This is a genomic window from Microbacterium sp. 05T445 (genome assembly GCF_056395865.1).
Genome location: NZ_JBFTKJ010000002.1, coordinates 1,822,864 through 1,845,475, shown reverse-complemented (window position 1 = coordinate 1,845,475; position 22,612 = coordinate 1,822,864). Strand labels below are relative to the sequence as shown.

At 70.1% G+C, this 22,612-nt stretch carries 19 protein-coding genes; 15 read left to right on the top strand and 4 right to left on the bottom strand.

All coding sequences use genetic code 11. The features are described 5' to 3' along the window. Positions 1 to 28: 28 nt before the first annotated feature. Positions 29 to 2,029: a MinD/ParA family ATP-binding protein gene (locus AC1DDU_RS18315; protein WP_477436615.1), complete on the top strand. Its 2,001-nt coding sequence runs from the start codon at positions 29 to 31 to the stop codon at positions 2,027 to 2,029. Between the two features lie 3 nt (positions 2,030 to 2,032). Further along, the gene (locus AC1DDU_RS18310; protein WP_477436613.1) at positions 2,033 to 2,524 is read left to right on the top strand and encodes a peptide deformylase; all 492 of its coding nucleotides are present in this window, start codon (positions 2,033 to 2,035) and stop codon (positions 2,522 to 2,524) included. A gap of 103 nt (positions 2,525 to 2,627) precedes the next feature. On the opposite strand, the gene AC1DDU_RS18305 is transcribed toward AC1DDU_RS18310, so the two are convergent. Then, positions 2,628 to 4,454 carry an AMP-dependent synthetase/ligase gene (locus AC1DDU_RS18305; RefSeq protein ID WP_477436611.1) on the bottom strand — a complete coding sequence of 609 codons (1,827 nt, stop codon included), beginning with the start codon at positions 4,452 to 4,454 and terminating at the stop codon, positions 2,628 to 2,630. A 153-nt stretch (positions 4,455 to 4,607) separates the two neighbouring features. On the opposite strand from AC1DDU_RS18305, the gene AC1DDU_RS18300 reads away from it, so the two are divergent. The 3 genes from AC1DDU_RS18300 to AC1DDU_RS18290 all read left to right on the top strand — a co-directional run bounded on the left by AC1DDU_RS18300 (position 4,608) and on the right by AC1DDU_RS18290 (position 7,648). Continuing rightward, a complete protein-coding gene (locus tag AC1DDU_RS18300) occupies positions 4,608 to 5,543 on the top strand; it encodes an ROK family glucokinase (protein ID WP_477436609.1) in 936 nt (311 codons plus the stop codon). A 4-nt stretch (positions 5,544 to 5,547) separates the two neighbouring features. Further along, on the top strand, positions 5,548 to 6,237 hold the full coding sequence (locus tag AC1DDU_RS18295; protein WP_477436608.1) for a lysophospholipid acyltransferase family protein: 690 nt from the start codon (positions 5,548 to 5,550) through the stop codon (positions 6,235 to 6,237). Between the two features lie 73 nt (positions 6,238 to 6,310). Then, the gene (locus AC1DDU_RS18290) at positions 6,311 to 7,648 is read left to right on the top strand and encodes a class II 3-deoxy-7-phosphoheptulonate synthase (RefSeq protein ID WP_477436606.1); all 1,338 of its coding nucleotides are present in this window, start codon (positions 6,311 to 6,313) and stop codon (positions 7,646 to 7,648) included. A gap of 74 nt (positions 7,649 to 7,722) precedes the next feature. On the opposite strand, the gene pknB is transcribed toward AC1DDU_RS18290, so the two are convergent. Next, on the bottom strand, positions 7,723 to 9,660 hold the full coding sequence (gene pknB / locus AC1DDU_RS18285; protein ID WP_477436604.1) for a Stk1 family PASTA domain-containing Ser/Thr kinase: 1,938 nt from the start codon (positions 9,658 to 9,660) through the stop codon (positions 7,723 to 7,725). A 70-nt stretch (positions 9,661 to 9,730) separates the two neighbouring features. Then, positions 9,731 to 10,981, bottom strand: coding sequence for a LysM peptidoglycan-binding domain-containing protein (locus AC1DDU_RS18280; RefSeq protein ID WP_477436602.1), 1,251 nt, complete (start codon positions 10,979 to 10,981; stop codon positions 9,731 to 9,733). Between the two features lie 199 nt (positions 10,982 to 11,180). On the opposite strand from AC1DDU_RS18280, the gene AC1DDU_RS18275 reads away from it, so the two are divergent. Then, entirely contained in the window at positions 11,181 to 11,531 is a 351-nt protein-coding gene (locus AC1DDU_RS18275) for an Rv2175c family DNA-binding protein (RefSeq protein WP_477436600.1), read from the top strand. A 27-nt stretch (positions 11,532 to 11,558) separates the two neighbouring features. Here AC1DDU_RS18275 and AC1DDU_RS18270 read toward each other — a convergent pair whose 3' ends face one another. After that, complete coding sequence (locus AC1DDU_RS18270) at positions 11,559 to 12,605, bottom strand: polyprenyl synthetase family protein (RefSeq protein WP_477436891.1); 1,047 nt, start codon at positions 12,603 to 12,605, stop codon at positions 11,559 to 11,561. A gap of 112 nt (positions 12,606 to 12,717) precedes the next feature. Here AC1DDU_RS18270 and AC1DDU_RS18265 point away from each other — a divergent pair, with 112 nt between their 5' ends. From AC1DDU_RS18265 to ftsW, 9 genes are all read left to right on the top strand, one after another. Next, complete coding sequence (locus AC1DDU_RS18265; RefSeq protein WP_477436598.1) at positions 12,718 to 13,089, top strand: DUF3040 domain-containing protein; 372 nt, start codon at positions 12,718 to 12,720, stop codon at positions 13,087 to 13,089. Positions 13,090 to 13,298: 209 nt separating this feature from the next. After that, positions 13,299 to 13,730, top strand: a complete 432-nt coding sequence (gene mraZ / locus AC1DDU_RS18260; protein WP_056367092.1) for a division/cell wall cluster transcriptional repressor MraZ — start codon at positions 13,299 to 13,301, stop codon at positions 13,728 to 13,730. A gap of 107 nt (positions 13,731 to 13,837) precedes the next feature. Then, positions 13,838 to 14,791, top strand: coding sequence for a 16S rRNA (cytosine(1402)-N(4))-methyltransferase RsmH (rsmH, locus tag AC1DDU_RS18255; RefSeq protein ID WP_477436596.1), 954 nt, complete (start codon positions 13,838 to 13,840; stop codon positions 14,789 to 14,791). Continuing rightward, on the top strand, positions 14,788 to 15,384 hold the full coding sequence (gene ftsL / locus AC1DDU_RS18250) for a cell division protein FtsL (protein ID WP_477436594.1): 597 nt from the start codon (positions 14,788 to 14,790) through the stop codon (positions 15,382 to 15,384). Before rsmH ends, ftsL begins: the two co-directional genes overlap by 4 nt. A 52-nt stretch (positions 15,385 to 15,436) precedes the next feature. Further along, positions 15,437 to 17,227, top strand: a complete 1,791-nt coding sequence (locus AC1DDU_RS18245; protein ID WP_477436592.1) for a peptidoglycan D,D-transpeptidase FtsI family protein — start codon at positions 15,437 to 15,439, stop codon at positions 17,225 to 17,227. A 43-nt stretch (positions 17,228 to 17,270) separates the two neighbouring features. Next, positions 17,271 to 18,686 (top strand): UDP-N-acetylmuramoyl-tripeptide--D-alanyl-D-alanine ligase, encoded by a 1,416-nt coding sequence (locus tag AC1DDU_RS18240; RefSeq protein WP_477436590.1) that lies wholly within the window; start codon positions 17,271 to 17,273, stop codon positions 18,684 to 18,686. After that, positions 18,683 to 19,795, top strand: a complete 1,113-nt coding sequence (mraY, locus tag AC1DDU_RS18235; RefSeq protein WP_477436588.1) for a phospho-N-acetylmuramoyl-pentapeptide-transferase — start codon at positions 18,683 to 18,685, stop codon at positions 19,793 to 19,795. The genes AC1DDU_RS18240 and mraY overlap by 4 nt, the downstream gene beginning before the upstream one ends. After that, the gene (murD, locus tag AC1DDU_RS18230; protein WP_477436586.1) at positions 19,792 to 21,354 is read left to right on the top strand and encodes a UDP-N-acetylmuramoyl-L-alanine--D-glutamate ligase; all 1,563 of its coding nucleotides are present in this window, start codon (positions 19,792 to 19,794) and stop codon (positions 21,352 to 21,354) included. The genes mraY and murD overlap by 4 nt, the downstream gene beginning before the upstream one ends. Continuing rightward, complete coding sequence (ftsW, locus tag AC1DDU_RS18225) at positions 21,296 to 22,582, top strand: putative lipid II flippase FtsW (RefSeq protein ID WP_477436584.1); 1,287 nt, start codon at positions 21,296 to 21,298, stop codon at positions 22,580 to 22,582. Before murD ends, ftsW begins: the two co-directional genes overlap by 59 nt. Positions 22,583 to 22,612: the final 30 nt, after the last annotated feature.

The window sequence follows — 22,612 nt, the reverse complement described above, 5'->3', positions numbered from 1 at the left end:
TACCGCCGTTTTCCAGGAGAGCTTCGCAGTGACGCCCGATCGCACCGAACACACGCCCGACGAGCCCCAGAACGGCGTGCTCTCCGACACCGGCAGCCTCGACACCACCGGTCTCGGCATCCTCGGTGGCGCGACGGCCCAGGTGAACGTCGAGCTGCCGACGGAGGCGGACGACGATCGCGACGACGACGGCGTGATCGACGACGAGGTCCCGTTCGTGGTGGAGATCCCCGCGGATGCCGACCTGCCGGTCGCTGCGGTCGAGGACGACGCCTTCGACGCCCCGGCCGAGCATGAGACGGTGGCGGAGCTCGAGGAGTGGACCGTCGAGGCGGAGGAGGACGCGGCTGCACCTGAGGCCGAGCCCGAGGCCGCCGCGGAGGACATCGTCGACGCCGAGGAGGTCGTCGACCTCGAGGAGATCCTCGAGATCGACGAGAACACCGAGGGACCGCTGGACGTCGAGACGCCCGCAGAAGCGGATGCCGATGTCGCCGAACTGCCGGCGGACGCCGACGACCAGGTCGCCGTCGACGAGCCTGAGGCCGCCGAGATCCCTGTCGCAGACGTCGAGGCCGAGGCATCCGTCGAATCCGAGCCCGCAGACGTCGCCGCACCCGCGGTCGAGGTCGTGAGCGTCGCCGACGATTTCACCGGCGCCGACTTCGACGAGACCGACTTCGAAGACGACGACTTCGGCGCGGAATTCGATCCGGCGGAGTTCGACATCGTGCTCGACGAGGCCGCCGCCGAAGCCGCTCTGGCGCAGGCCGCCGTCACGGGAGACGATGTCATCGCGACCGACGACACCGCGGAGGAACCCATGAGCGCCAAGACCCCGGCAGACGACGCCGACAAGGGCGACGCGACCAGCACGCCGGGCGGCGCGAAGGCCGCATCGGCCCCGGCCCCGCCGTCGGTGTCCGCAGCCGCTGCCGCGAAGGCCGCCGCCGCACCCGCGACCCGTCGCGAGGCGCAGCACACCGGTGCGCAGCCGGTCGTGGAGCGCGCCGTCGAGCGCTCCTTCCCGCGTGGCGAGGTCTCGCTGACCTCGAAGCGACTGGGGGAGTTCGAGAACGACCGCGAGACCGCCGACCTGCTCACCGCCGACCGGCTGCTCGACCCGCACCAGGTGGTGCGGCCTGAGCCGGAGGGCGCCTGGCAGCAGTTCGTGTACTCGATCTCGGGCCGTCGGATCAACCTCGGCGACAGCAAGCGCGCCAAGGCCCGCAAGGAGCTCGACCGGCGCATCGCGGCACCACTCGCCGGCGGCGCCCGGTTCGTGCCGGTGCTCTCGCGCAAGGGTGGCGTCGGCAAGACGACCGTCACCACGCTGCTGGGCATGGCCCTCGCCGACGCGCGCGACGACCGCGTCATCGCGGTGGACGCCAACCCCGATCGCGGCACCCTCGCCGAGCGCATCTCGCGCGAGAGCGGCAAGACGGTGCGCGACCTGGTGCGCGTGAGCGGCGACGTCGTCGGCTTCAACGACCTGTCGAACATCGTCGCGCGCGACGAGACCCGCCTGGACGTCGTCGCGTCCGACACCGACCCCCGTGTCTCCGAGGCGTTCAACGACGTCGACTACCGCGACGTCGCGTCGCTCGCGGCCCACTACTACTCGGTCGTGCTCACCGACACCGGCACCGGCATCGTCCATTCGGTGATGGGTGCCACGCTCGACCTCGCCGACCAGCTCGTGATCGTCGCCGGTCTCAGCGTCGACGAGGCCCGGCTCGCGTCCGAGACGCTCACCTGGCTCGAGACCAACGGCTACGCCGACAAGGTCCGCGGCGCGGTGGTCGTGCTCAACAACGCACGCCCCGGACACCCGTTGGTGCAGCTCGACGAGCTCGAGGCGCACTTCCGCACCCGCGTGCGCGCCGTGGTGCGCATGCCGTACGACCCGCACATCGCGGCGGGCAGCGCGATCGCCTTCCGCGAGCTGCAGCCGGCCACCCGCGACGCCGCGCGCGAGCTGGCCGCCACGGTCGTCGAAGGCCTCCGCTCCCTCGCGCCGGCTGCCTGAACAATGGCCGTTCGTCCCATCCGGGTCTTCGGCGACCCCGTCCTGAAGTCCGTCAGCAATCCCATCGGCGAGATCGACGACGGCGTACGCGCCCTCGTCCGAGACCTCGTCGACACCGTTGAGCTGCCCGGCCGCGCCGGCGTCGCCGCGCCGCAGATCGGCGTGGGCCTGCGGGCCTTCAGCTACAACATCGACGGCGACATCGGGTACGTCCTGAACCCTGTGCTCGTCGAGGTCTCCGGCGAGCCCGAGGCCATCGGCGAAGGGTGCCTGTCGGTGCCCGGACTCTGGCATGACGCCGTCCGCTACCCGCGGGCGAAGGTCGTCGGCATGGACCTCGACGGCAACGAGATCGTGCTCGAGGGCGAGGGGCTGCTCGCCCAGGCGCTGCAGCACGAGACCGACCACCTCGACGGCATGCTCTACCTCGAGCGCCTCACGCCGGACGAGCGTCGCGCCGCGATGCGCGAGATCCGCGAGTCCGACTGGTTCTGAGTCGTTCCGGTCGCCGAACGCATGGCGGCGGCCGCATCCAGATCGTAGAAGAAGAGCGGATGCCGGGGCTCCCGGCATCCGCTCTTCTTTCGTCGTCCGCGCCTCAGCTGAGCGAGACGTTCGTGGTGCTCACCGGCACCGCGTAGAGCTCGTCGATGTCGCCGGAGAAGTCGGCGAGGATCACGTTGCGCTTGATGCTCATCTTCGGGGTCAGGTGCCCGCTGTCCTCGGTCCACTCGCTGGGGAGGATCGTGAACTTGCGGATCGACTCGGCACGCGAGACGCCCTTGTTGGCGCGGTCGATCGCACGCTGCACCTCGGCCCGCACCGCGTCGTTCTTCGCGGCGTCGGCCAGCGACATGTCGCCCGGCAGGTTGTTGTTCGCCAGCCACGCGGGGAGCATCTCGGGGTCGAGCGTCACCAGCGCCGCGATGAACGGCTTCTGGTCGCCGACGACCACGACCTGGCCGACGATCGGGTTGGCGCGGATCGGGTCCTCGAGCGCCGCCGGCGAGACGTTCTTGCCGCCGGCGGTGACGATGATCTCCTTCTTGCGGCCGGTGATGGTGAGGAAGCCCTCGTCGTCGAACGCGCCGATGTCGCCGGTCTTGAACCAGTCGCCGTCGAATGCCGCCGCGGTCGCCTCGGCGTTGCGCCAGTACTCCTTGAACACGTTGACGCCGCGCACCTGGATCTCGCCGTCGTCGGCGAGGCGGATGCCCACGCCGGGCAGCACGGGCCCGACGGTGCCGATCTTCGACTTGTTGGCGAGGTTGACCGTCGCCGGCGCCGTCGTCTCGGTGAGGCCGTAGCCCTCGAGGATCGTGACGCCCAGGCTGTGGAAGAAGTGCCCGAGGCGCGGGCCGAGGGGAGCGGAGCCCGACACCGCGTACGTGACGCGGCCGCCCATGGCCTCGCGCAGCTTGGAATACACGAGCTTGTCGAACAGCGCAAACTTGATCTTCATGCCGAAGGGGATCTTCTTCCCCTCCTGCAGCAGCGTCGAGTGCTCGATGGCCGTCCGCGCCGCGGAGCGGAAGATCTTGCCCTTGCCGCCGGCCTCGGCCTTCTGCTCCGCAGAGTTGTAGACCTTCTCGAAAACGCGCGGCACGGCCAGCAGGAACGTGGGCTTGAACGAGCCGAGCGCCGGCAGCAGCTGCTTGGTGTCGGGCTGGTGACCCGTCTTCACGCCGGCGTGGATGTCGAGGATCGAGATGAAGCGCGCGAAGACGTGCGCGGTGGTGATGAACAGCAGTGTGGACGCGCCCGGCGTCTCGACGACCTCGTGCAGCGACTTGGCCGCGTTGCGGGCCAGCTCGACGAAGTTGCTGTGCGTGAGCACGCACCCCTTCGGCCGGCCGGTCGAACCTGAGGTGTAGATCAGCGTCGCGATGTCGGCGCCGTTGGCGATGTTGCGGCGACGCTCGATCTCGTCGTCCGCGACGCCCGCACCATCGGCGGCCAGCGTGGCGAGGGCGCCGTTGTGCATCTCCCACGCGGCGCGGATGAGCGGCAGCTCGGGGCGCGCCTCGGCGAAGCGGGCGGTGTGGTCGGCGTTCTCGGTGATCACGGCGATCGCGCCGGAGTCGGCGAGGTTCCACGCGATCTGCGCGGCCGAGCTCGTCTCGTAGATCGGCACCATGACGGCGCCGGCATAGAACAGCGCGAAATCGACGAGCGTCCACTCGTAGGTGGTGCGCGCGATGAACCCGACCTTGTCGCCGGGCTCGATGCCGCCGGCGACGAAGCCCTTGGCGAGGGCGATGACCTGCCGCTGGAACTCGGCGGCGGTGATGTCGCGCCAGCCTTCCCCGTCGGGGACGGAGAACAGCGCGAGGTCGGGCGTCGCCTTCACGCGCTCGACGAGCAGATCGGTGATGTTTGCCTGCGGATCGGCGGGGACGATCGCGGGGACTTCGAATTGGACCACGGCAGCTCCTTCGGTACCGGACGACTGAAATCTCGGGTGGGTCTCATGCGAGTCTAATCCGCTGACACATCCAGACCCTGCGGGGGTGTGGAGGGCGACGCCTGGTTAGACTTCAAGACGCTGTCGCACGCGCGACGGCCGGAGAGGGAGACTGTGCTCAAGGTCGGCATCGACATCGGCGGAACCAAGATCGCGGGCGGAGTCGTGGACTCCGACGGCGGCATCGTCGAGCAGCTCCGCGTCGACACGCCCACCGACACCGTCGCGCTCGCCCAGGCAGTGGTCGACATGGCCCGCTACTTCCGCGCGGCGCACGACGTCGCCGCGGTCGGCGTGGCCGCTGCGGGCTTCATCGACCGCGATCGCGCGACCGTCATCCACGCGCCCAACATCGCGTGGCACAACGAGCCGCTGAAGGCGACCCTCGAAGAAGGCATCGGACTGCCCGTCTCGATCGAGAACGACGCGAACGCCGCCGGCTGGGCCGAGTACCGCTTCGGTGCCGGGAAGGGCGTCGACCACATGGTCATGCTCACCATGGGCACCGGTGTCGGCGGCGCGATCGTGCTCGACGGCGCGCTCTTCCGCGGCGGTCACGGCATCGCGGCGGAGCTCGGTCACATCCGGTTCATCCGGGACGGGCTGCTCTGCGGTTGCGGGCAGCGCGGATGCCTGGAGCAGTACGCGTCCGGCCGCGCCCTGCAGCGCGAGGCGAACGACATCGCTGACGCCGGCGGCATCGGCGCCGCGCTGGCGGCGCACCGCGCCGAGCACGGCAAGATCACCGGACCCGCGGTGTCGCGGCTGGTGCTCGCGGGCGACCCCGGCGCCGCAGAGGCGCTGCGGCGCGTCGCGACCGCGCTCGGCGAGGCGTGCGGCGGGTTCCAGGCCGTGCTCGACCCCGAGCTGTTCGTCATCGGCGGCGGAGTGGCGCAGCTCGGCGACGCGCTCCTCGAGCCAATGCGCGTGGCCTACGAGCGCTCGCTCCCCGGCTACGGCGACCGGCCGATCGCGGGGTTCAAGATCGCGCAGCTCGTCAACGATGCGGGGCTCATCGGCGCCGCGGACCTGGCGTCCCCCGAGGGGTAGTCGCATGTTCTACTGGCTGATGAAGTACGTGGTGATCGGACCGATCGTCAAGGCGATCTGGCGCCCGTGGATCGTCGGCCGTCGCAACATCCCCGCCGAGGGCGCTGCGATCCTCGCGAGCAACCACCTGTCGTTCGTCGACTCGATCTTCCTGCCGCTCATGATCGACCGTCCCGTGGCGTTCCTTGCCAAGAGCGACTACTTCACCGGCAAGGGCCTCAAAGGCTGGGCCACGCGCATGTTCTTCAAGGGCACGGGCCAGCTGCCGATCGACCGCTCCGGCGGCAAGGCATCCGAGGCATCCCTCAACACGGGGCTGCAGGTGCTGGGTCGCGGCGACCTGCTGGGCATCTACCCTGAGGGCACACGCAGCCCCGACGGCAAGCTGTACCGCGGTCGCACCGGCATCGCGCGCATGGCACTCGAGGCGCATGTGCCCGTCGTGCCGGTGGTGATGGTCGACACCGACACGATGATGCCGATCGGCACGCGGGTTCCGCGCATCGTGCGGGTCGGGATCGTGATCGGCGAGCCGCTGGACTTCTCGCGCTTCGAGGGGATGGAGGGCGACCGGTACATCCTGCGCTCCATCACGGACGAGATCATGGTCGCGCTGCAGCGACTGGGGGAGCAGGAGTACGAGGACGTCTACGCGTCGACGGTGAAGGACCGGCTGAAGACGACCTCGCGCTGACCGCGGTCGCGCGGCCGCTGCGCCGGTCGTCATGAGGCGCCGGGGCCCCTCTGCCCGCGGCTAGACTCGAGGGATGCTTCAGCACCTCGACGCCCTCGACCACTGGCGGACTCTGCCGATCAAGCAGCAGCCGCAGTGGTATGACGCCGAGGCGGTGGCCGAGGCCTCCGCAGAGCTCGCGACGCTGCCCCCGCTGGTGTTCGCCGGCGAGGTCGACAACCTGCGCGACCGCCTGGCGCGCGCGGCGTCCGGCCGCGCCTTCCTGCTGCAGGGCGGCGACTGCGCCGAGACCTTCGCGGGCGCCACGGCCGAGCAGATCCGCAACCGCATCAAGACGGTGCTGCAAATGGCCGTCGTCCTGACGTACGGCGCATCGATGCCGATCGTCAAGATGGGGCGCATGGCCGGCCAGTTCGCCAAGCCCCGCTCCAGCGACACCGAGACCCGCGGCGAGGTGACGCTGCCGGCCTACCGCGGCGACATCGTCAACGGCTACGACTTCACCGAGGCGTCGCGCCGTGCCGACCCGCAGCGGCTGCTGAAGGGCTACCACACGGCCGCGTCGACCATCAACCTCATCCGCGCGTTCACGCAGGGCGGCTTCGCCGATCTGCGCGAGGTGCACTCGTGGAACAAGGGCTTCGCGCAGAACCCCGCCAACCAGCAGTACGAGCGCATGGCGGGCGAGATCGACCGCGCCATCCGCTTCATGGAGGCCGCCGGTGCCGACTTCGACGAGCTCAAGCGCGTCGAGTTCTACACCGGCCACGAAGGCCTGCTGATGGACTACGAGCGGCCGATGACGCGCATCGACTCGCGCACCAGCACGCCGTACAACACGTCCGCGCACTTCCTCTGGATCGGCGAGCGCACGCGCGAACTCGACGGCGCGCACGTCGACTACTTCTCGAAGATCCGCAACCCCATCGGCGTGAAGCTCGGCCCCAGCACGACGGCCGACACCGCTCTCGCGCTCATCGACAAGCTCGACCCCGAACGCGAGCCCGGCCGCCTCACTTTCATCACCCGCATGGGGGCCGGCAAGATCCGCGACGCGCTGCCGCCGCTGCTCGAGGCCGTCAAGGACTCCGGCGCCACGCCGCTATGGGTCACCGACCCCATGCACGGCAACGGCATCACGACCCCCACCGGTTACAAGACGCGTCGCTTCGACGACGTGGTCGACGAGGTGCGCGGATTCTTCGACGCGCACCGCGAGGTCGGCACGTTCCCCGGCGGCATCCACGTCGAGCTCACCGGCGACGACGTCACCGAGTGCCTGGGCGGTTCCGAGCAGATCGACGAGGCCACCCTCGCCACCCGCTACGAGTCGCTGTGCGACCCGCGCCTCAACCACATGCAGTCGCTCGAGCTCGCCTTCCTCGTCGCCGAGGAGCTCGAGAAGCGCTGACCTCGGTCGCCTGAAACGACGAAGATCCCGGATGCCTCGGCCAGAGGCATCCGGGATCTTCTGCGTTCTGGGACTCAGCCGCGGATGTCGATCGAGATCTCGACCGTCGTGCCTGCCGGCTGCTGAGAGCCTGCCTTCGGCTTCTGCGACTTGACCTCGGTGAGGCTGTCTTGCGCGATGTTCCACGGGAACACGACGCCCGACACCTCGAAATGCTCGGACAGCGCGGCGACCGCCTGGTCACGGGTCATGCCGCGCACGTCGGGAACCTCGAACAGCTCGGGACCCTTCGACACGACGAGGGTCGTCGTGTCGCCCGAGCGCCACCACCCCGCGGGGTCGCGGTCGGCCATGCTGATGACGTCGCCCTTCTCGACCGTGGTGCTGTACTCCTCCGTCGTGCCGCTGACGGTGATGCCCAGATCCTTGAGCGTCTGCGTGGCCTTGTCGACCGGCATCCCGACGACGCTCGGGAGCGGGCCGAGCGAGACGCCGATCGTCGCGGTGTCGCCCTGGTGCACCGTGCAGCCGTCGCCGCATTCGACGGTGTCGCCGCCGCCGGCGGGCTGGACGGCCACGTAGACCACGGTGCCGGCGGAGCCGTCCGTGTAATACGAGGCCGAGTCGCCCGGTGTCACGTGCTGCGCGTCGAGCAGCGTGCGCACATCGGCCTCGGACTGCCCGTTGAGCTTCTCGAACGTGGCCTCGGCGGGACCGAGCGACACCGTGACGGTCACCTGCGAGTCACGGTCGACGCGGGTGCCCTTGCCGGGGTCGGTGCTCATGACTTCTCCGGCGGGGACGTCGAGGCTGTTCGCGTCGACGCGGACCGCGACCAGGGTGTCTTGCTTCAGGCGGGCCGCAGCGGCGTCGTACGTCTGCCCGGTCACGTCGGCGACGACGACGAGCGATCCGGGACCCGAGCCGAACCACCACCCGGTGCCGCCCGCGATGACAGCGAGCAGCAGCACCAGCACGAGCAGCCAGGCACCGCGAGTGCGCCGTCGCCGGGTCGCCGTCCGCAGCCGCGCCGAGTTGTCGACCTCGTCGAGGGTCGCGACGGGGCCGGTCGCAGTGCTGGGCAGCACCACCGTGAGCTCTCCGGTGGCAGCCGAGGACTCGCCGACGATGCCGATGGGTCCGGTGCGGGCGACGACCGGCGCGACGCCCAGCTCGCGCTCGATGTCGCGCAGCCGGTTCAGCATCTCGCGCGCATCGACCGGACGCTCGTCGGGCGACTTCTCGGTCGCCCACAGCACCAACTCGTCGAGCGGCTCGGGCACGCCCGGGTTCTTGACACTCGGACGGGGGACGGAGTCCGTCGCGTGCTGGAAGGCGATCTGCATCGGCTGCTCGCCCTTGTAGGGCTGCTCGCCGGTGAGCATCTCGTACAGCATGATGCCGATGGCGTAGATGTCGCTGCGGGCATCGGCGGTGCCGCGCGTGACCAGCTCGGGGGCGAGGTACGCGATCGTGCCCAGCAGTTGCGCGCCCGAGGCGGTGTTGGCTGTCGTCGCGCGCGCGAGGCCGAAGTCGCCGATCTTGATGCGGCCGTCCTCGGCCAGCAGCACGTTCTCGGGCTTCACGTCGCGGTGCACGATGCCGCCCTTGTGGGCGGCGGCCAAGCCCGACAGCACGGCGTCGAGGATCGAGATCGCCTGCGGCACGGTCAGGCGGCGCTGCTCGCGCAGCAGTTCGCGCAGCGTGATGCCCGGCAAGTACTCCATGACGAGATACGCCATGTCGCCGTCCTGGCCCTGGTCGAACACGTTGACGACGTTCGGGTCGGCCAGTCGCGCCGCCGCGCGGGCCTCCTGGATGAACCTGCTCTGGAACACGCTGTCGTCGCTCAGATGCGAGTGCATGACCTTGAGCGCGACCCGGCGTTCGAGGCGCAGATCGGTCGCGACGTAGACCGTCGCCATGCCGCCGCGGGCGATGCGAGCACGCACCCGGTACCGGCCGTCGACGAGACGGCCGATCAGCGGGTCCGTCTGCTGACTCGTGCTCACGCTGAGAGTCTACGGATTCCGACCTGCGAGCCCGCGGAACGCCTCACCCCGCGAGACCGTAATGTGACGCTCAGCCCAGCGCGGCGAGCCACGCCTGCGCCGACGACTCCCATTGCGCGTACGCGTCGGGGTAGGCCGAGATCTGCACGGCCTGCGCCGCCTGGGTGAAGGTCAGGCCCTCCCAGCCGGCGATGTCGAGCAGCCCCCGGGTGCGTGCCCCGTTCGGGTCGCCGGCGCCTCCGTAGAACGCGCGGGTCGCGCGGGCGGCATCCTGAACCTCCGCCTCGGTGCCCCACCCGTAGCTGGGACGCTGCTGGAACAGGCCGAGCGAGTCGCGGTCGCCCCACGTGACGTTGCGCAGCGACGACTCCTGCATGGCGGTGCCGAGGGCGATCGCGATGGCGCGGTCGGACACGCCGAGCTCTCGCCCGATGCGCACGATCAGCTGGGCGTTCGCGACCTGCTCCGAGGTCAGTCCCGGGATGACCGGAGCGGATGCCGGGATCCGCAGCGACTGCCCGGGGTAGATGATGGACGATCGTCCCAGGCCGTTCGCGGCGAGGACCGCGTCGGTCGTGACGCCGTGGCGCTGGGCGATCGCGCTGATCGTGTCGCCGGCGACGATCGTGTACGTCCCGCCTCCGGCGGCACCCGGTGCCGGTGCGGGCGCAGGAGCCGGTGCGGGCGCAGGAGCCGGGGCGGGCGCCGGAGCGGGTGCCGCCGCCGGAGCGCCGGCGCCGGGGATCGCGATCTTCTGGCCGGGGTAGATGATCGACGACCACCCGAGGCCGTTCGCGGCGAGCACCGCGTTGGTGGTCACGCCGTGACGCTTGGCGATCGCGCTGACCGTGTCGCCGCGCTGAACCGTGTAGGCACCGGCGGGCGCCGGAGCAGGGGAGGGAGCGGGAGCAGCGGGCGCCGGTGCGGCGGTCGCGCCACCGGTGAGCTTCAGCACCTGTCCCGGGTAGATGACGGTGGACCATCCGAGCCCGTTGAGGGCCAGGACGTCGGACGTGCGCAGCCCGAAGCGTGACGCGATCCGGCTCACGGTGTCGCCGCGCTGCACGACGTAGGTCGCGGGCGCCGCCTCGGCTGCCGCGCGCACCGCGGGCACCCGTGGGACGGCGGCTGTGGCGACCGATCCGACGGTGCGTGGGATGCCGTCGGCCGCTGCCGGATGCATCGCGGAGCGGATGCCACGCATCTCGGCGGGGGAGACGCCGCGGGAGGCGGCGTCCTCGGCGGCGGCGTGGGCCGGCGCCGCGGCGAGCGACAGCGCGATGGATCCGGCCACGGCGACCGGCGCCCCCGCGAACAGCATGCGCGTCTGCGCACCGCCCTGGCGGACACGGTTCCTGGTACTCCGAACAGGTCGCACGAGTTTCCCCCCTCAGTCGACTGCGAAAACCGTGTCACGGATGTCGAAGGGTGTCAACGGGAGTTATAAGAGGTGCGCATGTGACGGATGAGGCCAGAGGGAGGCGAGCTTGCGCTCCTCACTATCTGAGATAGTTGCTTCCGTGACCTCTGACGACGCCCCGCGCTTCGAGACCGACTGGCTCACCCTGCCCGACCTCGTGGAGGTGCTCGGCGAACCGCTCGGTCGCGTGCGGCGCTTCCTCGACGAGTTCCAGCTCGTCGGATCTCGCCGCGACGGCGTCCTGAAGGTGCCCGCAGCGTTCATCGTGGACGGCGAACCGCTCGGTTCGCTGCGGGGGACCGTGATCGTGCTGCACGACGCCGGGTTCACCGACGACGAGGCGATCGACTGGCTGCTGACCCCGGAGGAGTCGATCGGCGTGGCGCCCATCGAGGCGTTGCTGGCCGGACGCAAGGCCGAGGTCCGCCGGGTCGCGCGCACCCTCGCCTGACCGAGGCCAGGGCACGCAGCCGCGCGGTCAGGTCGTGCGGACCGTCGCGGCGCGAGCGAGGTCGCGCAGCTCGCCGACGGCGGCGTTGCCCAGCCGGGCGCCCGACAGCGCTCGATCGGCGGCATGCGCGTAGTCGGCGATGAGATGCTCGACGCGATCGAGCGCGCCGGTGTCGACGATCGTCTGCTGCAGCGACGCGATCTGCTCCACATCGAGCGCCGGGTCGCCGACCATCTCGTCGAGGATGCGGCGCGCGCTCGCGGGCAGCGCCTCGCGGGCATAGGCGATCAGCACCGTCCGCTTGCCCTCGCGCAGGTCGTCGCCGGAGGGCTTGCCCGTCGCCGCTTCGTCGCCGAACACGCCCAGCACGTCGTCGCGGAGCTGGAAGGCCATCCCGAGCGGGTGGCCGAACGCGGCCAGCGCCGCCAGCTGCGCGGCATCCGCCCCGGCCAGCGCCGCACCGATCGCGAGCGGCTGCTGCACGCTGTAGCGCGCGGATTTGAAGGATGCCACCCGCAGTGCCCGCTCGGCATGCAGGTCGTCGGGCTCGGTGACGAACGCCGACTCCTCGGCCACGTCCAGGAACTGGCCGAGGGTGACCTCGCGGCGCATCAGCGCATACTGGCGTCGCGCCATGGCGGCGCGCTCCGGCAGAGCCTCCGACAGCCCCTCCTCGAGGAGGTCGTCGCTCCATGCCACCAGCAGATCGCCGACGAGGATCGCGCCCGAACGGCCGAAGGCGTCGGCGTCGCCGAGCCAGCCCGCGCCGCGGTGCCCGGCTTCGAGCGCGCGATGCGTCGAGGGGCGCCCGCGGCGCGTGTCGGAGTTGTCGATGAGGTCGTCGTGGACGAGGGCGGCCGCGTGGAACACCTCGAGCGCCGCGGCTGCGGCGATGACGGGCGACGGGATGCCGCCGGCAGGCGTCCCGGCTTCCTCCACGGCCCTCCACCCGGCGATGCAGAAACGCCCGCGGAGGCGCTTTCCGCCGGTCGCGGCGTCCGCCGCGGCCTCGACGAACCGGGCGGCCTCTGCTCCGGCATCCCTCACACTGTCGCGTTGCGCCGAGACGAACATGTCCACTCGCTGGGAAATGGCTACGATCGGCTCTGCGGGGGCGGACACGGGCCTAGCCTAGTGACGAAAGGCACGCGTACAATCGAGCCACCGGAAGTACAGAGGGGGAAGCATGCCACTCTCCGAACAGGAGCAGCGCCTGCTGGACGAGATGGAACGCCATCTCATGCGCAACGACGCGGATGTCGTCAGCGCGCCCCGCGACGGACGCACCCTGAGCTATCGCAACATCGTCTACGGCACGATCCTGGTGCTGCTGGGTCTCGGCGGTCTGATCGTCGGCGTCTCGCAGCAGCTGATCGTCGTCGGTGTCATCGGTTTCGTCGTGATGCTCGGCGGAGTCCTGCTGGCCGTCACCCCGAGCCGTGGTCCCGGACGCGCTCGCGCCGGGGCCGACCGTCCGGCACCGAAGCCCACCGCCAAGAACTCTTCGTTCATGGATCGCATGAACGACCGCTGGGACAGGCGGCAGGAGGAACGCTGAGCGTCCCCGCCGCCTGATCCGGCACACAGAGCACCGACCTTCGGGTCGGTGCTTTTTTGTTGCCCGTGCGGCGGAGCAGAAAGGCGCCTTACAGGCCCCGGTGGAGCTCACAGGGAGTGCTCAGCTTCGAATCGATGGCGAAGTGGAGGAGAGTGGAGTAAAGTGGCGGGCACCCGGGGGGCCGGCTTTGAAGGGGGTGTGATGTACCGATGCTTTTGGGCACGCACACACCCAAGCTCGATGACAAAGGGCGCGTCATCCTCCCGGCGAAGTTCCGCGACGACCTTGGTGGGGGTGTCGTCGTGACGCGCGGGCAGGACCGCTGCCTGTACGTGTTCAGCGAGAAGGAGTTCGAACGGGTGCACGACCGCATCCGCGAGGCGCCGCTCGCGAACAAGCAGGCGCGCGATTTCCTTCGCATGTTCCTCTCCGGCGCGAGCGCCGAGAAGCCCGACAGCCAGAACCGCATCACGATCCCCCCTCCGCTGCGCGCATATGCCGGCCTGGAGCGCGACCTCGTCGTCACCGGCGTGGGCGCTCATGCCGAGATCTGGGACGCCACCGCATGGAACACCTATGCGGAGGCCAACGAAGAGAGCTACGCCGAGCTGGAGCAGGAGGTGATTCCGGGCCTGTTCTGAGGCCCCCGATCCTGACTCCCAGCCGCTCCCGCCCTGACGCCACTTCCCCGGTGCCAGGTCAGAGCGGATGGGGATCAGGGTCGGGGGAGTCTCCGGCCCATCGATCCATGGACCCGCGCGACATCCACACCCCCGTCATGCTCGAGCGCTGCGTCGAGCTGCTGGCACCCGCGCTCGAGCGCGACGGCGCCGTCTTCGTCGACGCGACGCTCGGCATGGGCGGGCACTCCGAGGCGTTCCTGGAGCGCTTCCCGGGCCTGCGCCTGGTCGGCCTCGACCGCGACACCGACGCGCTGCGCATCGCGGGGGAGCGGCTGGCCCGCTTCGGGGACCGCGTCACGCTCGTCCACACCGTGTACGACGGGATCGCGGATGCCGTCGCCTCGGCCGGCTTCGCCGCGGCAGACGGCATCCTGTTCGATCTCGGCGTCTCGTCGCTGCAGCTCGATGAGGCCGCGCGCGGGTTCGCGTACGCCCAGGACGCGCCGCTGGACATGCGCATGGACCAGTCCGCGGGCACCACCGCCGCCGACATCCTCGCCACGTACGGCGAAGGCGACCTGCGCCGCATCTTCGAGCGGTACGGCGAGGAGAAGCTCGCGGGGCGCTACGCCCGGGCCATCATCGCCGCCCGCGCCGAAGCTCCGATCGAGCGGTCGGGCCGGCTCGTCGAGATCCTGCAGGCCGCGACGCCGGCCGCCGTGCAGCGCGCCGGGCACCCCGCCAAGCGCGTCTTCCAGGCGCTGCGCATCGAGGTCAACCGCGAGCTGTCAGTGCTGGAACGGGCGATCCCGTCAGCCCTCGGCATCCTTCCCGTCGGCGGCCGCATCGTCGTCATGTCGTACCAGTCCCTGGAGGACCGCCTGATCAAGCGGGCGTTCGCCGAGGCGTCGGCCTCGACGGCGCCCGCAGGGCTTCCTGTCGAGCTGCCCGAGCACGCGCCGAAGTTCCGGCTTCTGGTGCGCGGCGCCGAGCTCGCCACCGACGAGGAGCGCGCGGTCAACCCGCGCGCGACCCCGGTGCGACTGCGCGCGGCCGAGCGAGTGAGGGGTGACGCATGAGCACGATCACGACGGCCGCGGCACGTCTGTCCGGTGCGATCGCCCCGGATCGATCGGATGCCCCCCGCCGGCGACTGCGGGTGCTCGACGCCCCGTCGCGCCGGCGCCGCCCGAAGCTCCTCTACGGCATCGTCGCGGTGCTGGGCGCCTTCCTCATCGCGGCGGCGCAGATGTCGTTGTCGATCATGACGACGCAGAGCACCTACGAGCTGTCGGCGCTGACCCAGCAGCAGCGGGACCTGTCGTATCAGAAGCAGATCCTGTACGACGACGTGGCAGGGCTCAGCTCGCCGCAGTATCTCGCGGCCAACGCCGCCGCGCTCGGCATGGTGATCAACGAGGCGCCGAGCTACCTGCGGCTCAGCGACGGCGCGATCCTCGGCCCGTCCGAGGTCGCGATGGGAGCGTCGTCGGTGGACGCGATCGGCCGCGGAGCGGTGGCGAACTCGCTCATCGCCGACACGCCGCTGGTGACCGTTCCCGACGCGACGATCGACGGCCTGCCGGTCGAGGTCGCCGAGACGCCCGACGGCGGAGTCGGCAACACTCCGCCGCCGATCACCGACGGGCTGCCCACTCCGAGCACACACTGAATCGACGAGACCGCACCGACGACCGCTGAAGAGACGACGACGCGAGACGCAGATGACGACACGAAGCACCCGAAGCCCCCGACGCCGCACGGTCGTGGCCCTCGCCGTCGTCCTGGCGGTCCTGGCCGGCTTCATCGTCCGTCTGGTCGACATCCAGGTGGTCAACGCCGACGACCACATCAAGGACTCGCTCAACGCCGCCTTCGCGGGCACCCAGAAGCTGTACGGCACGCGGGGGTCCATCGTCGACGAGAACGGGCAGACGCTGGCGGGCAGCATCCTCCGCTACGACTGCCAGCTCTCCCCCCTGCTGATCACGCAGATCGACGCCGAGGTGCTCAAGGGGGAGTCGAAGTCGCGGTTGTGGGCCGACGTGTCCGACGATGTCGCCGAGATCACCGGGCAGACGCCCGAGGAGGTGCGCGCCATCGTCGGCGACGCGCTGGCGGAGAACGCCGGCTCGCAGTACGCGCAGCTGAAGAAGGGCCTGTCGACCGAGCAGTTCCGTGCCCTCTCCGATCTGAAGGCGCCGTACATCGCGTGCGTGGCGCACCCCGCGCGCGCCTACCCCGACGGCGCTGTCGCCGGGAACCTGGTCGGATTCATGGGCAGCGACGGAAAGGCCCTCGAAGGTCTCGAGGAGTCCCAGAACGCGTGCCTGGCCGCGACGAACGGCACCCGGACGTACGAGCAGGGCAAGGACGGCGTCGTCATCCCGGGCACCGAGTCGGAGACGCCCGCGACCGACGGCGGCACGCTGCAACTGACGATCAACCGCGACCTGCAGTGGTACCTGCAGCAGCTCATCGCCGAGCAGACGCAGGACATGGCCGCCCAGCACGGATCGATCCTCGTCTACGAGGTGAAGACGGGGAAGGTCCGGGCGGCGGCGGAGTACCCGACGGTCGACCCGAACAACGTCGACGGCACGCCGAACCCCGACGACCGCACCAGCCAGATCCTCCGCGGGACGTTCGAGCCCGGATCGACCTTCAAGGGTCTGACGGCGGCGACCGTGATCGATGCTGGAGGCCAGACGCCGACGTCGACCGTCGTCGCCTCGGGCAAGGAGACCTTCCCGAACGGCGCACGCGTGCGCGACTCGTTCCAGCACCCGGCGTTCACCTACACGCTCACCGGTGTGCTCATCGACTCGTCGAACGCCGGCATCTCGAAGTTCAGCGAGAAGGTCGACAAGCAGACGCGCTACGACTACTTCGAGCGATTCGGGATCGGCCAGGGCACCGACACGGGGTACCCCCAGGAGGCGAACGGCCTCATCCATCCGGTCGAGAACTGGGACGCGCAGACGACCTACAACACCGCGTTCGGCCAGGGCGTGACGACGACCATGCCCGAGCTCGCCCGGGCGTACGGCGCGATCGTCAACGGCGGTGTGAAGATGCCGCTGCAGATCATCGAGTCGTGCACCAAGCCCGACGGCACCGTCGTCAAGCCCGAGGTCGCAGACCCCGAGCAGGTCATCAGCGAGAGCACGTCGGCCGAGATGCGCAAGATGCTCGAGAACGTCTTCCTGCAGGCGCCGTACGCGAAGACTGTCGCGATCCCTGGGTACCGCATCGGCGGCAAGACGGGAACCGGCGAGAAGGCGGACCTGGTCAACGGCGGTTACAAGGCCGGCGTGTACTACACGACGATGGTCGGTTTCGCGCCGGCCGAGAACCCGGAGTACGTGGTCGTCGTCACCCTCGACGAGCCGACGAAGGTAACATCGTCTGCGGCCAACGCGACCGCGTTCCAGAAGGCCATGACCCAGGTTCTGAAGACCTACCGCGTCATGCCCTCGACGACGTCGCCGGAGCTGCTGCCCAAGTTCGGGTAGTCACCCCAGTGCCGGATTGCTGCTTAGGGCCGGAGTTCTCCCCATGATCGCGCTCACCATCGCCGAGATCGCCCATGCCATCTCGGGCGACGTCCGCCTCGCGGGCGCCGACACGCCCGACACCGTGGTGTCGGGTGCCGTCGACACCGATTCCCGCCTCATCGAGCCCGGCGGCGTGTTCGTCGCCAAGCCGGGCGAAGACACCGACGGCCACCTGTTCGTCGGCGCCGCCGTCGAGAAGGGCGCGGTGCTGGCCATCGTCGAGCGCCCGGTGGAGGCATCCGTCTCGCAGATCGTCGTGCCCGACGTCGTGGCCGCGTTGGCCGCGCTCGCGCGCGAGGTCGTGAAGCGGGTGCGGTCTGCCGGAGACCTGCGCGTCGTCGGCATCACCGGGTCCAACGGCAAGACCACGACGAAGAACCTGCTCGCTCGCATCCTCGAGGGCGAGGGCGAGACCGTGTCGCCGAAGGCCTCGTTCAACAACGAGATCGGCGCGCCGCTGACGATGCTCCGGGTCACCGCGTCCACGCGATTCCTGGTGAGCGAGTTCGGCGCCAGCGCTCCCGGCGAGATCGCGCGGCTCGCGGGCCTCGTCGACCCCGACGTCGGCGTCGTGCTCATGGTGGGCATGGCGCACGCCGGCGGATTCGGCGGGATCGAGGCGACCTTCCACGCCAAGTCCGAGCTCGTCCGCGCGCTGAGCACCGGGGGAGTCGCCGTCCTCAACGCCGACGACGCCCGCGTGGCCGCCATGGCCCCGATCGCCGCCGAACAGAGCGCAAGCGTGCGCTGGTTCGGCCGTGGACCCGCCGCCGCCGATGTGCGCGCCGACGACGTCGTGGTGACGGCATCCGGAACCTCCTTCACGGTGACCGCCGACGGCGTCTCGCTGCCGCTGCGCCTGCGGGTGCTGGGGGAGCACCACGTCATGAACGCGCTGGCCGCGATCGCCGCCGCGACGACGCTCGGGGTGTCGCTCGCCGACGCCGTCGCGCGCCTGGAGACCGTCGAGATCGCCGAGCGCTGGCGCATGCAGCCGCTCGGCTCCGATCGCGTGCGCATCATCAACGACGCCTACAACGCCAGCCCTGACTCGATGGCGGCGGCGCTGCGCACGCTCGCGCAGATCACCGGACCTGAAGAGCGCACCGTCGCCGTCCTGGGCGCGATGAGCGAGCTCGGCGAGTACGCCGAGGAGGAGCACGACCGGGTGGGCCTTCTCGCCGTGCGGCTCGGCATCCAGCGCATCGTCGTGGTCGGCGACGCCGCCCGGCGCATGTACCTCGAGGCCGTCGCGCAGGGCTCATGGGACAACGAGGCGGTGTTCTTCTCGACCGCCGACGAGGCGTTCGACTACCTGCAGGGCGAACTGCGCGAAGGGGACCGCGTGCTGGTCAAGTCGTCCAACTCGGCAGGGCTGCGGTTCCTGGGCGATCGTCTGGGAGAATCGTTCTCGTGAGATCACTCCTTACCGCGGCGGCGATCTCGCTGGCCTTCACACTCTTCCTGACACCGGTCTTCCTGCGGCTGTTCCGCAAGTGGGGCTGGGCGCAGGTCATCCGCACGCCGGAAGACATCCGCAACCCCAACCACCAGACCAAGCGCGGCACGCCGACCATGGGCGGCACGATCTTCATCGTCGGAACGATCGTCGGCTACCTCGTCGGCGGTTTCGCCGGGAACAACCCGCCCACGATCTCGGGTCTGCTCGTGATCTGGATGATGGTGGGGCTCGGCGTCGTCGGATTCATCGACGACTACATGAAGGTCCGCCAGCAGCGGTTCCAGGGCCTGAGCGGCTGGCGAAAGATCCTCGGGCAGGTCCTCGTGACCGTGCCGTTCGGCGTCGTCGCGCTGAGCTTCCCGAACGCTTTCGGGCAGACTCCCGCATCGCCGTTCGTGTCGGTCTTCCGCGACGTGCCCGTACTGTCGTTCATGAGCGTCGGCCTGATCCTCGGCTGGATCCTCTACCTCGCGTGGGTCTCGTTCATCGGCGTCGCGTTCTCGAACAGCACCAACGTGACCGACGGCCTCGACGGGCTCGCCGCAGGTTCGGGCATCTTCGTCACCGGCGCCTACAGCCTCATCGCGTTCTGGCAGTTCAACCAGGCCTGCTGGGGCGCCGAGTCGCTCTCGGCCGCGGCCAAGGCCGCCTGCTACCCGACGCGCGACCCGTTCGATCTCGCCATCATCTCGGCGGCGTTCGTGGGCGCCCTCGTCGGGTTCCTGTGGTGGAATGCGCCCAAGGCCAAGGTCTTCATGGGCGATGTCGGCTCCATGGCGATCGGCGGCGTGATCGCGGCCATGGCCATCCTCACCCGCACCGAACTGCTCGCCGTGCTCGTCGCGGGCGTCTTCATCATCGGCCCCGGCTCGGTCATCCTGCAGCGGCTGTACTTCAAGATCACCCGCGGCAAGCGCCTGTTCCTCATGAGTCCGTTCCACCATCACCTCGAGATGCGCGGCTGGTCCGAGGTGACGATCGTGGTGCGGATGTGGATCATCGCCGGCCTGCTCGCCGTGACCGGCGTCGGCTTCTTCTACGTGGAATGGCTCTCTCGCACATGACTTCGGACCGTCTCGCGTCCCTCACCAGCTGGAACGCCGACTGGAAGGGCCTGCGCGTCGCGGTGCTCGGCCTGTCGGTCACCGGGTTCTCCGTCGCCGACACGCTGGCCGAACTCGGCGCAAACGTCCTCGTCGTCACCGAGACCGCGGCCGAGGAGTACGCGCGGCTGCTTCCCGTCATCGGCGCACGCCTGTGGGCCGGGTCGCTGGATGCCGTGCCCGACGAGCTCGCCGCGTTCGCCCCCGAGGTCGTCGTTGCCTCGCCGGGTTTCGCGCCGCGGCATCCTGTCGTCTCGTGGGCGCGCGAGAGCGGGATCGCGCTGTGGGGCGACATCGAACTCGCCTGGCGCGTGCGCGACAAGGTCGTGCGCGCCGACGGCAGCCCGGCGGACTGGATCCTGATCACGGGCACCAACGGCAAGACCACCACCACGCGCCTGACCGCCACGATGCTCGTCGCCGGAGGGCTGCGCGCCGCCCCGGTCGGCAACATCGGCACGCCGGTGCTCGACGCGGTGCGCGACCCCTCCGGGTTCGACGTGCTCGTCGTCGAGTTGTCGAGCCACCAGCTCTGGTACCTGGGGCTGCAGGATTCGCCGGCTCCGGTCTCGCCGCACGCCGCAGTGTGCCTCAACCTCGCTGACGACCACCTCGAGTGGCACGGCTCGTTCGAGGAGTACCGTGCGGCGAAGGCGCACGTGTACGACAACACGCGCGTCGCCTGCGTCTACAACAAGGCGGATGCCGCCACTCAGACGATGGTCGAAGACGCCGACGTGGTCGAGGGCGCGCGCGCCATCGGGTTCGACCTCGGCGTCCCCGGACCGAGCGACCTGGGCGTGGTCGAGGGCATCGTCGTGGACCGCGCGTTCCTGGAGGACCGCCACAAGAGCGCCCTCGAGCTGACCACGATCGAGGAGCTGGCGTCCCTCGGGCTCGCCGCCCCGCACATCGTCGCAAACATCCTCGCCGCCGCCGCGCTGGCCCGGTCGCTGGATGTCGCCCCCACCGCCGTCCGTGACGCCCTGCGCGGCTTCCGCCTCGACCCGCACCGCATCGAGGTCGTCGCGCGTCATGCCGGGATCACCTGGGTCGACGACTCCAAGGCGACGAACCCCCACGCCGCCGCGTCGTCGCTGGCGGCCTACCCGGGCGCCGTGTGGGTGGTCGGCGGCCTGCTGAAGGGCGTCGACATCTCCGAGCTCGTCGCGGGGCGAGGGACGGGCGCGAAAGCCGCGATCGTCATCGGGATCGACCGCGCAGCGGTCGTCGCCGCGTTCGAGCGACACGCGCCGGCGGTGCCCGTGTTCGAGGTCGACGCCGATGAGACTGAAGAGGTCATGGCGCAGGTCGTCGAACTGGCGGCAGGGGTGGCGCGTGACGGGGACGTGGTTCTGCTCGCTCCCGCTGCGGCATCCTTCGACCAGTTCGCCTCGTACGCAGACCGCGGTCGCCGATTCGCGGCGGCCGTGAGGGATCGGATCGGAACGGGGGACCCGGGTGACCACGACGCAGCCCCCGCGGATCCGGACGCCCCAGACGCCGCCGACCGAGGCTGAGAAGCCCGCTCGACGCGGTCTGGCCGCTCGGGTGACGCTCGGGCGCATCTTCGCCCCGGTCCCGAGCGAGTTCCTGCTCATCGCGTCGACCACGTTGCTGCTGACGGCCTTCGGGCTCGTCATGGTGCTCTCCGCGACCTCCGCCACGGCCACCGCCAAGGGCGAGGCGCCGTGGGAGATGGTGCTCAAGCAGGTCATGTTCGCCGCGATCGGCATCCCGTTGATGTTCGTCGCGAGTCGCCTGCCGGTGTCGTTCTGGAAGAAGATCGCGTGGCCGGCGCTCATCTTCGGCGTCGCCTTCCAGCTGCTGGTGTTCACCCCGCTGGGGCACGGGTTCGTCGACGGCAACCGCAACTGGATCACGATCGCGGGCTTCCAGGCCCAGCCGTCGGAGTTCCTGAAGCTCGGACTCGCGCTCTGGGTCGCCTTCGTCCTGTTCCGCAAGCGCACGCTGCTCTCGAAATGGCAGCACGTGTTCATCCCGCTCGTGCCCGTGGCAGGGCTCGCGATCGCGACGGTGCTCGCGGGCGACGACCTCGGCACCGCGATGATCCTGGTGCTCATCGTGCTGGGTGCGTTGTTCTTCTCGGGCGTCAAGCTGCGCATCTTCGTCCTGCCGGCGATCGCCGCTGCCGGCGCCGTCGTGTTCCTCGCGGTGACGAGCCCCGACCGCATGCGACGGTTCATGAGCTTCCTGAACCCGAACTGCCTCGCCGACTATCTGAACGACTGCTATCAGCCGCTTCACGGCATCTGGGGCCTCGCGAGCGGCGGGATCTTCGGACTGGGACTCGGCAACTCGCGGGAGAAGTACGACTGGCTGCCGGCTGCCGCGAACGACTACATCTTCGCGATCGTCGGCGAGGAGCTCGGCCTCATCGGCTGCGCGGTCGTCCTGACGCTGTTCGCCCTCTACGCGGTCGGCGCGTTCCACGTCATCCGCAAGACCGATGACCCCTTCGTTCGCATCGCCGCCGGCGGGATCACGGTCTGGATCGTCGGCCAGGCGCTGATCAACATCGGCGTCGTGCTGCGCGTGTTCCCGGTGCTGGGCGTTCCGCTGCCGTTCATGTCGCAGGGCGGCACGTCGCTGCTGTCGGTGCTGCTCGCCTCCGGGGTGCTGCTCGCGTTCACGCGGACGCTCCCGGCATCCGTCGCCCGACGCGAGGCGAGGATCGCGGCGGCACGTGCGGCGCGTGAGCGTGCGAAGCTCCGCGCCGTCCGCTGACACCGGTGCCGCCACGGGCGACGGGTAGGC

Bases quoted from the DNA above. Each gene is read 5' to 3' on its own strand.
- AC1DDU_RS18290 (WP_477436606.1), top strand. From the start codon at position 6,311: ATGCTTCAGCACCTCGACGCCCTCGACCACTGGCGGACTCTGCCGATC.
- AC1DDU_RS18310 (WP_477436613.1), top strand. From the start codon at position 2,033: ATGGCCGTTCGTCCCATCCGGGTCTTCGGCGACCCCGTCCTGAAGTCC.
- murD (WP_477436586.1), top strand. From the start codon at position 19,792: ATGACTTCGGACCGTCTCGCGTCCCTCACCAGCTGGAACGCCGACTGG.
- rsmH (WP_477436596.1), top strand. From the start codon at position 13,838: ATGGACCCGCGCGACATCCACACCCCCGTCATGCTCGAGCGCTGCGTC.
- mraZ (WP_056367092.1), top strand. From the start codon at position 13,299: ATGCTTTTGGGCACGCACACACCCAAGCTCGATGACAAAGGGCGCGTC.
- AC1DDU_RS18295 (WP_477436608.1), top strand. From the start codon at position 5,548: ATGTTCTACTGGCTGATGAAGTACGTGGTGATCGGACCGATCGTCAAG.
- ftsL (WP_477436594.1), top strand. From the start codon at position 14,788: ATGAGCACGATCACGACGGCCGCGGCACGTCTGTCCGGTGCGATCGCC.
- AC1DDU_RS18265 (WP_477436598.1), top strand. From the start codon at position 12,718: ATGCCACTCTCCGAACAGGAGCAGCGCCTGCTGGACGAGATGGAACGC.
- AC1DDU_RS18245 (WP_477436592.1), top strand. From the start codon at position 15,437: ATGACGACACGAAGCACCCGAAGCCCCCGACGCCGCACGGTCGTGGCC.
- AC1DDU_RS18240 (WP_477436590.1), top strand. From the start codon at position 17,271: ATGATCGCGCTCACCATCGCCGAGATCGCCCATGCCATCTCGGGCGAC.
- AC1DDU_RS18270 (WP_477436891.1), bottom strand. From the start codon at position 12,605: ATGTTCGTCTCGGCGCAACGCGACAGTGTGAGGGATGCCGGAGCAGAG.
- AC1DDU_RS18280 (WP_477436602.1), bottom strand. From the start codon at position 10,981: ATGCTGTTCGCGGGGGCGCCGGTCGCCGTGGCCGGATCCATCGCGCTG.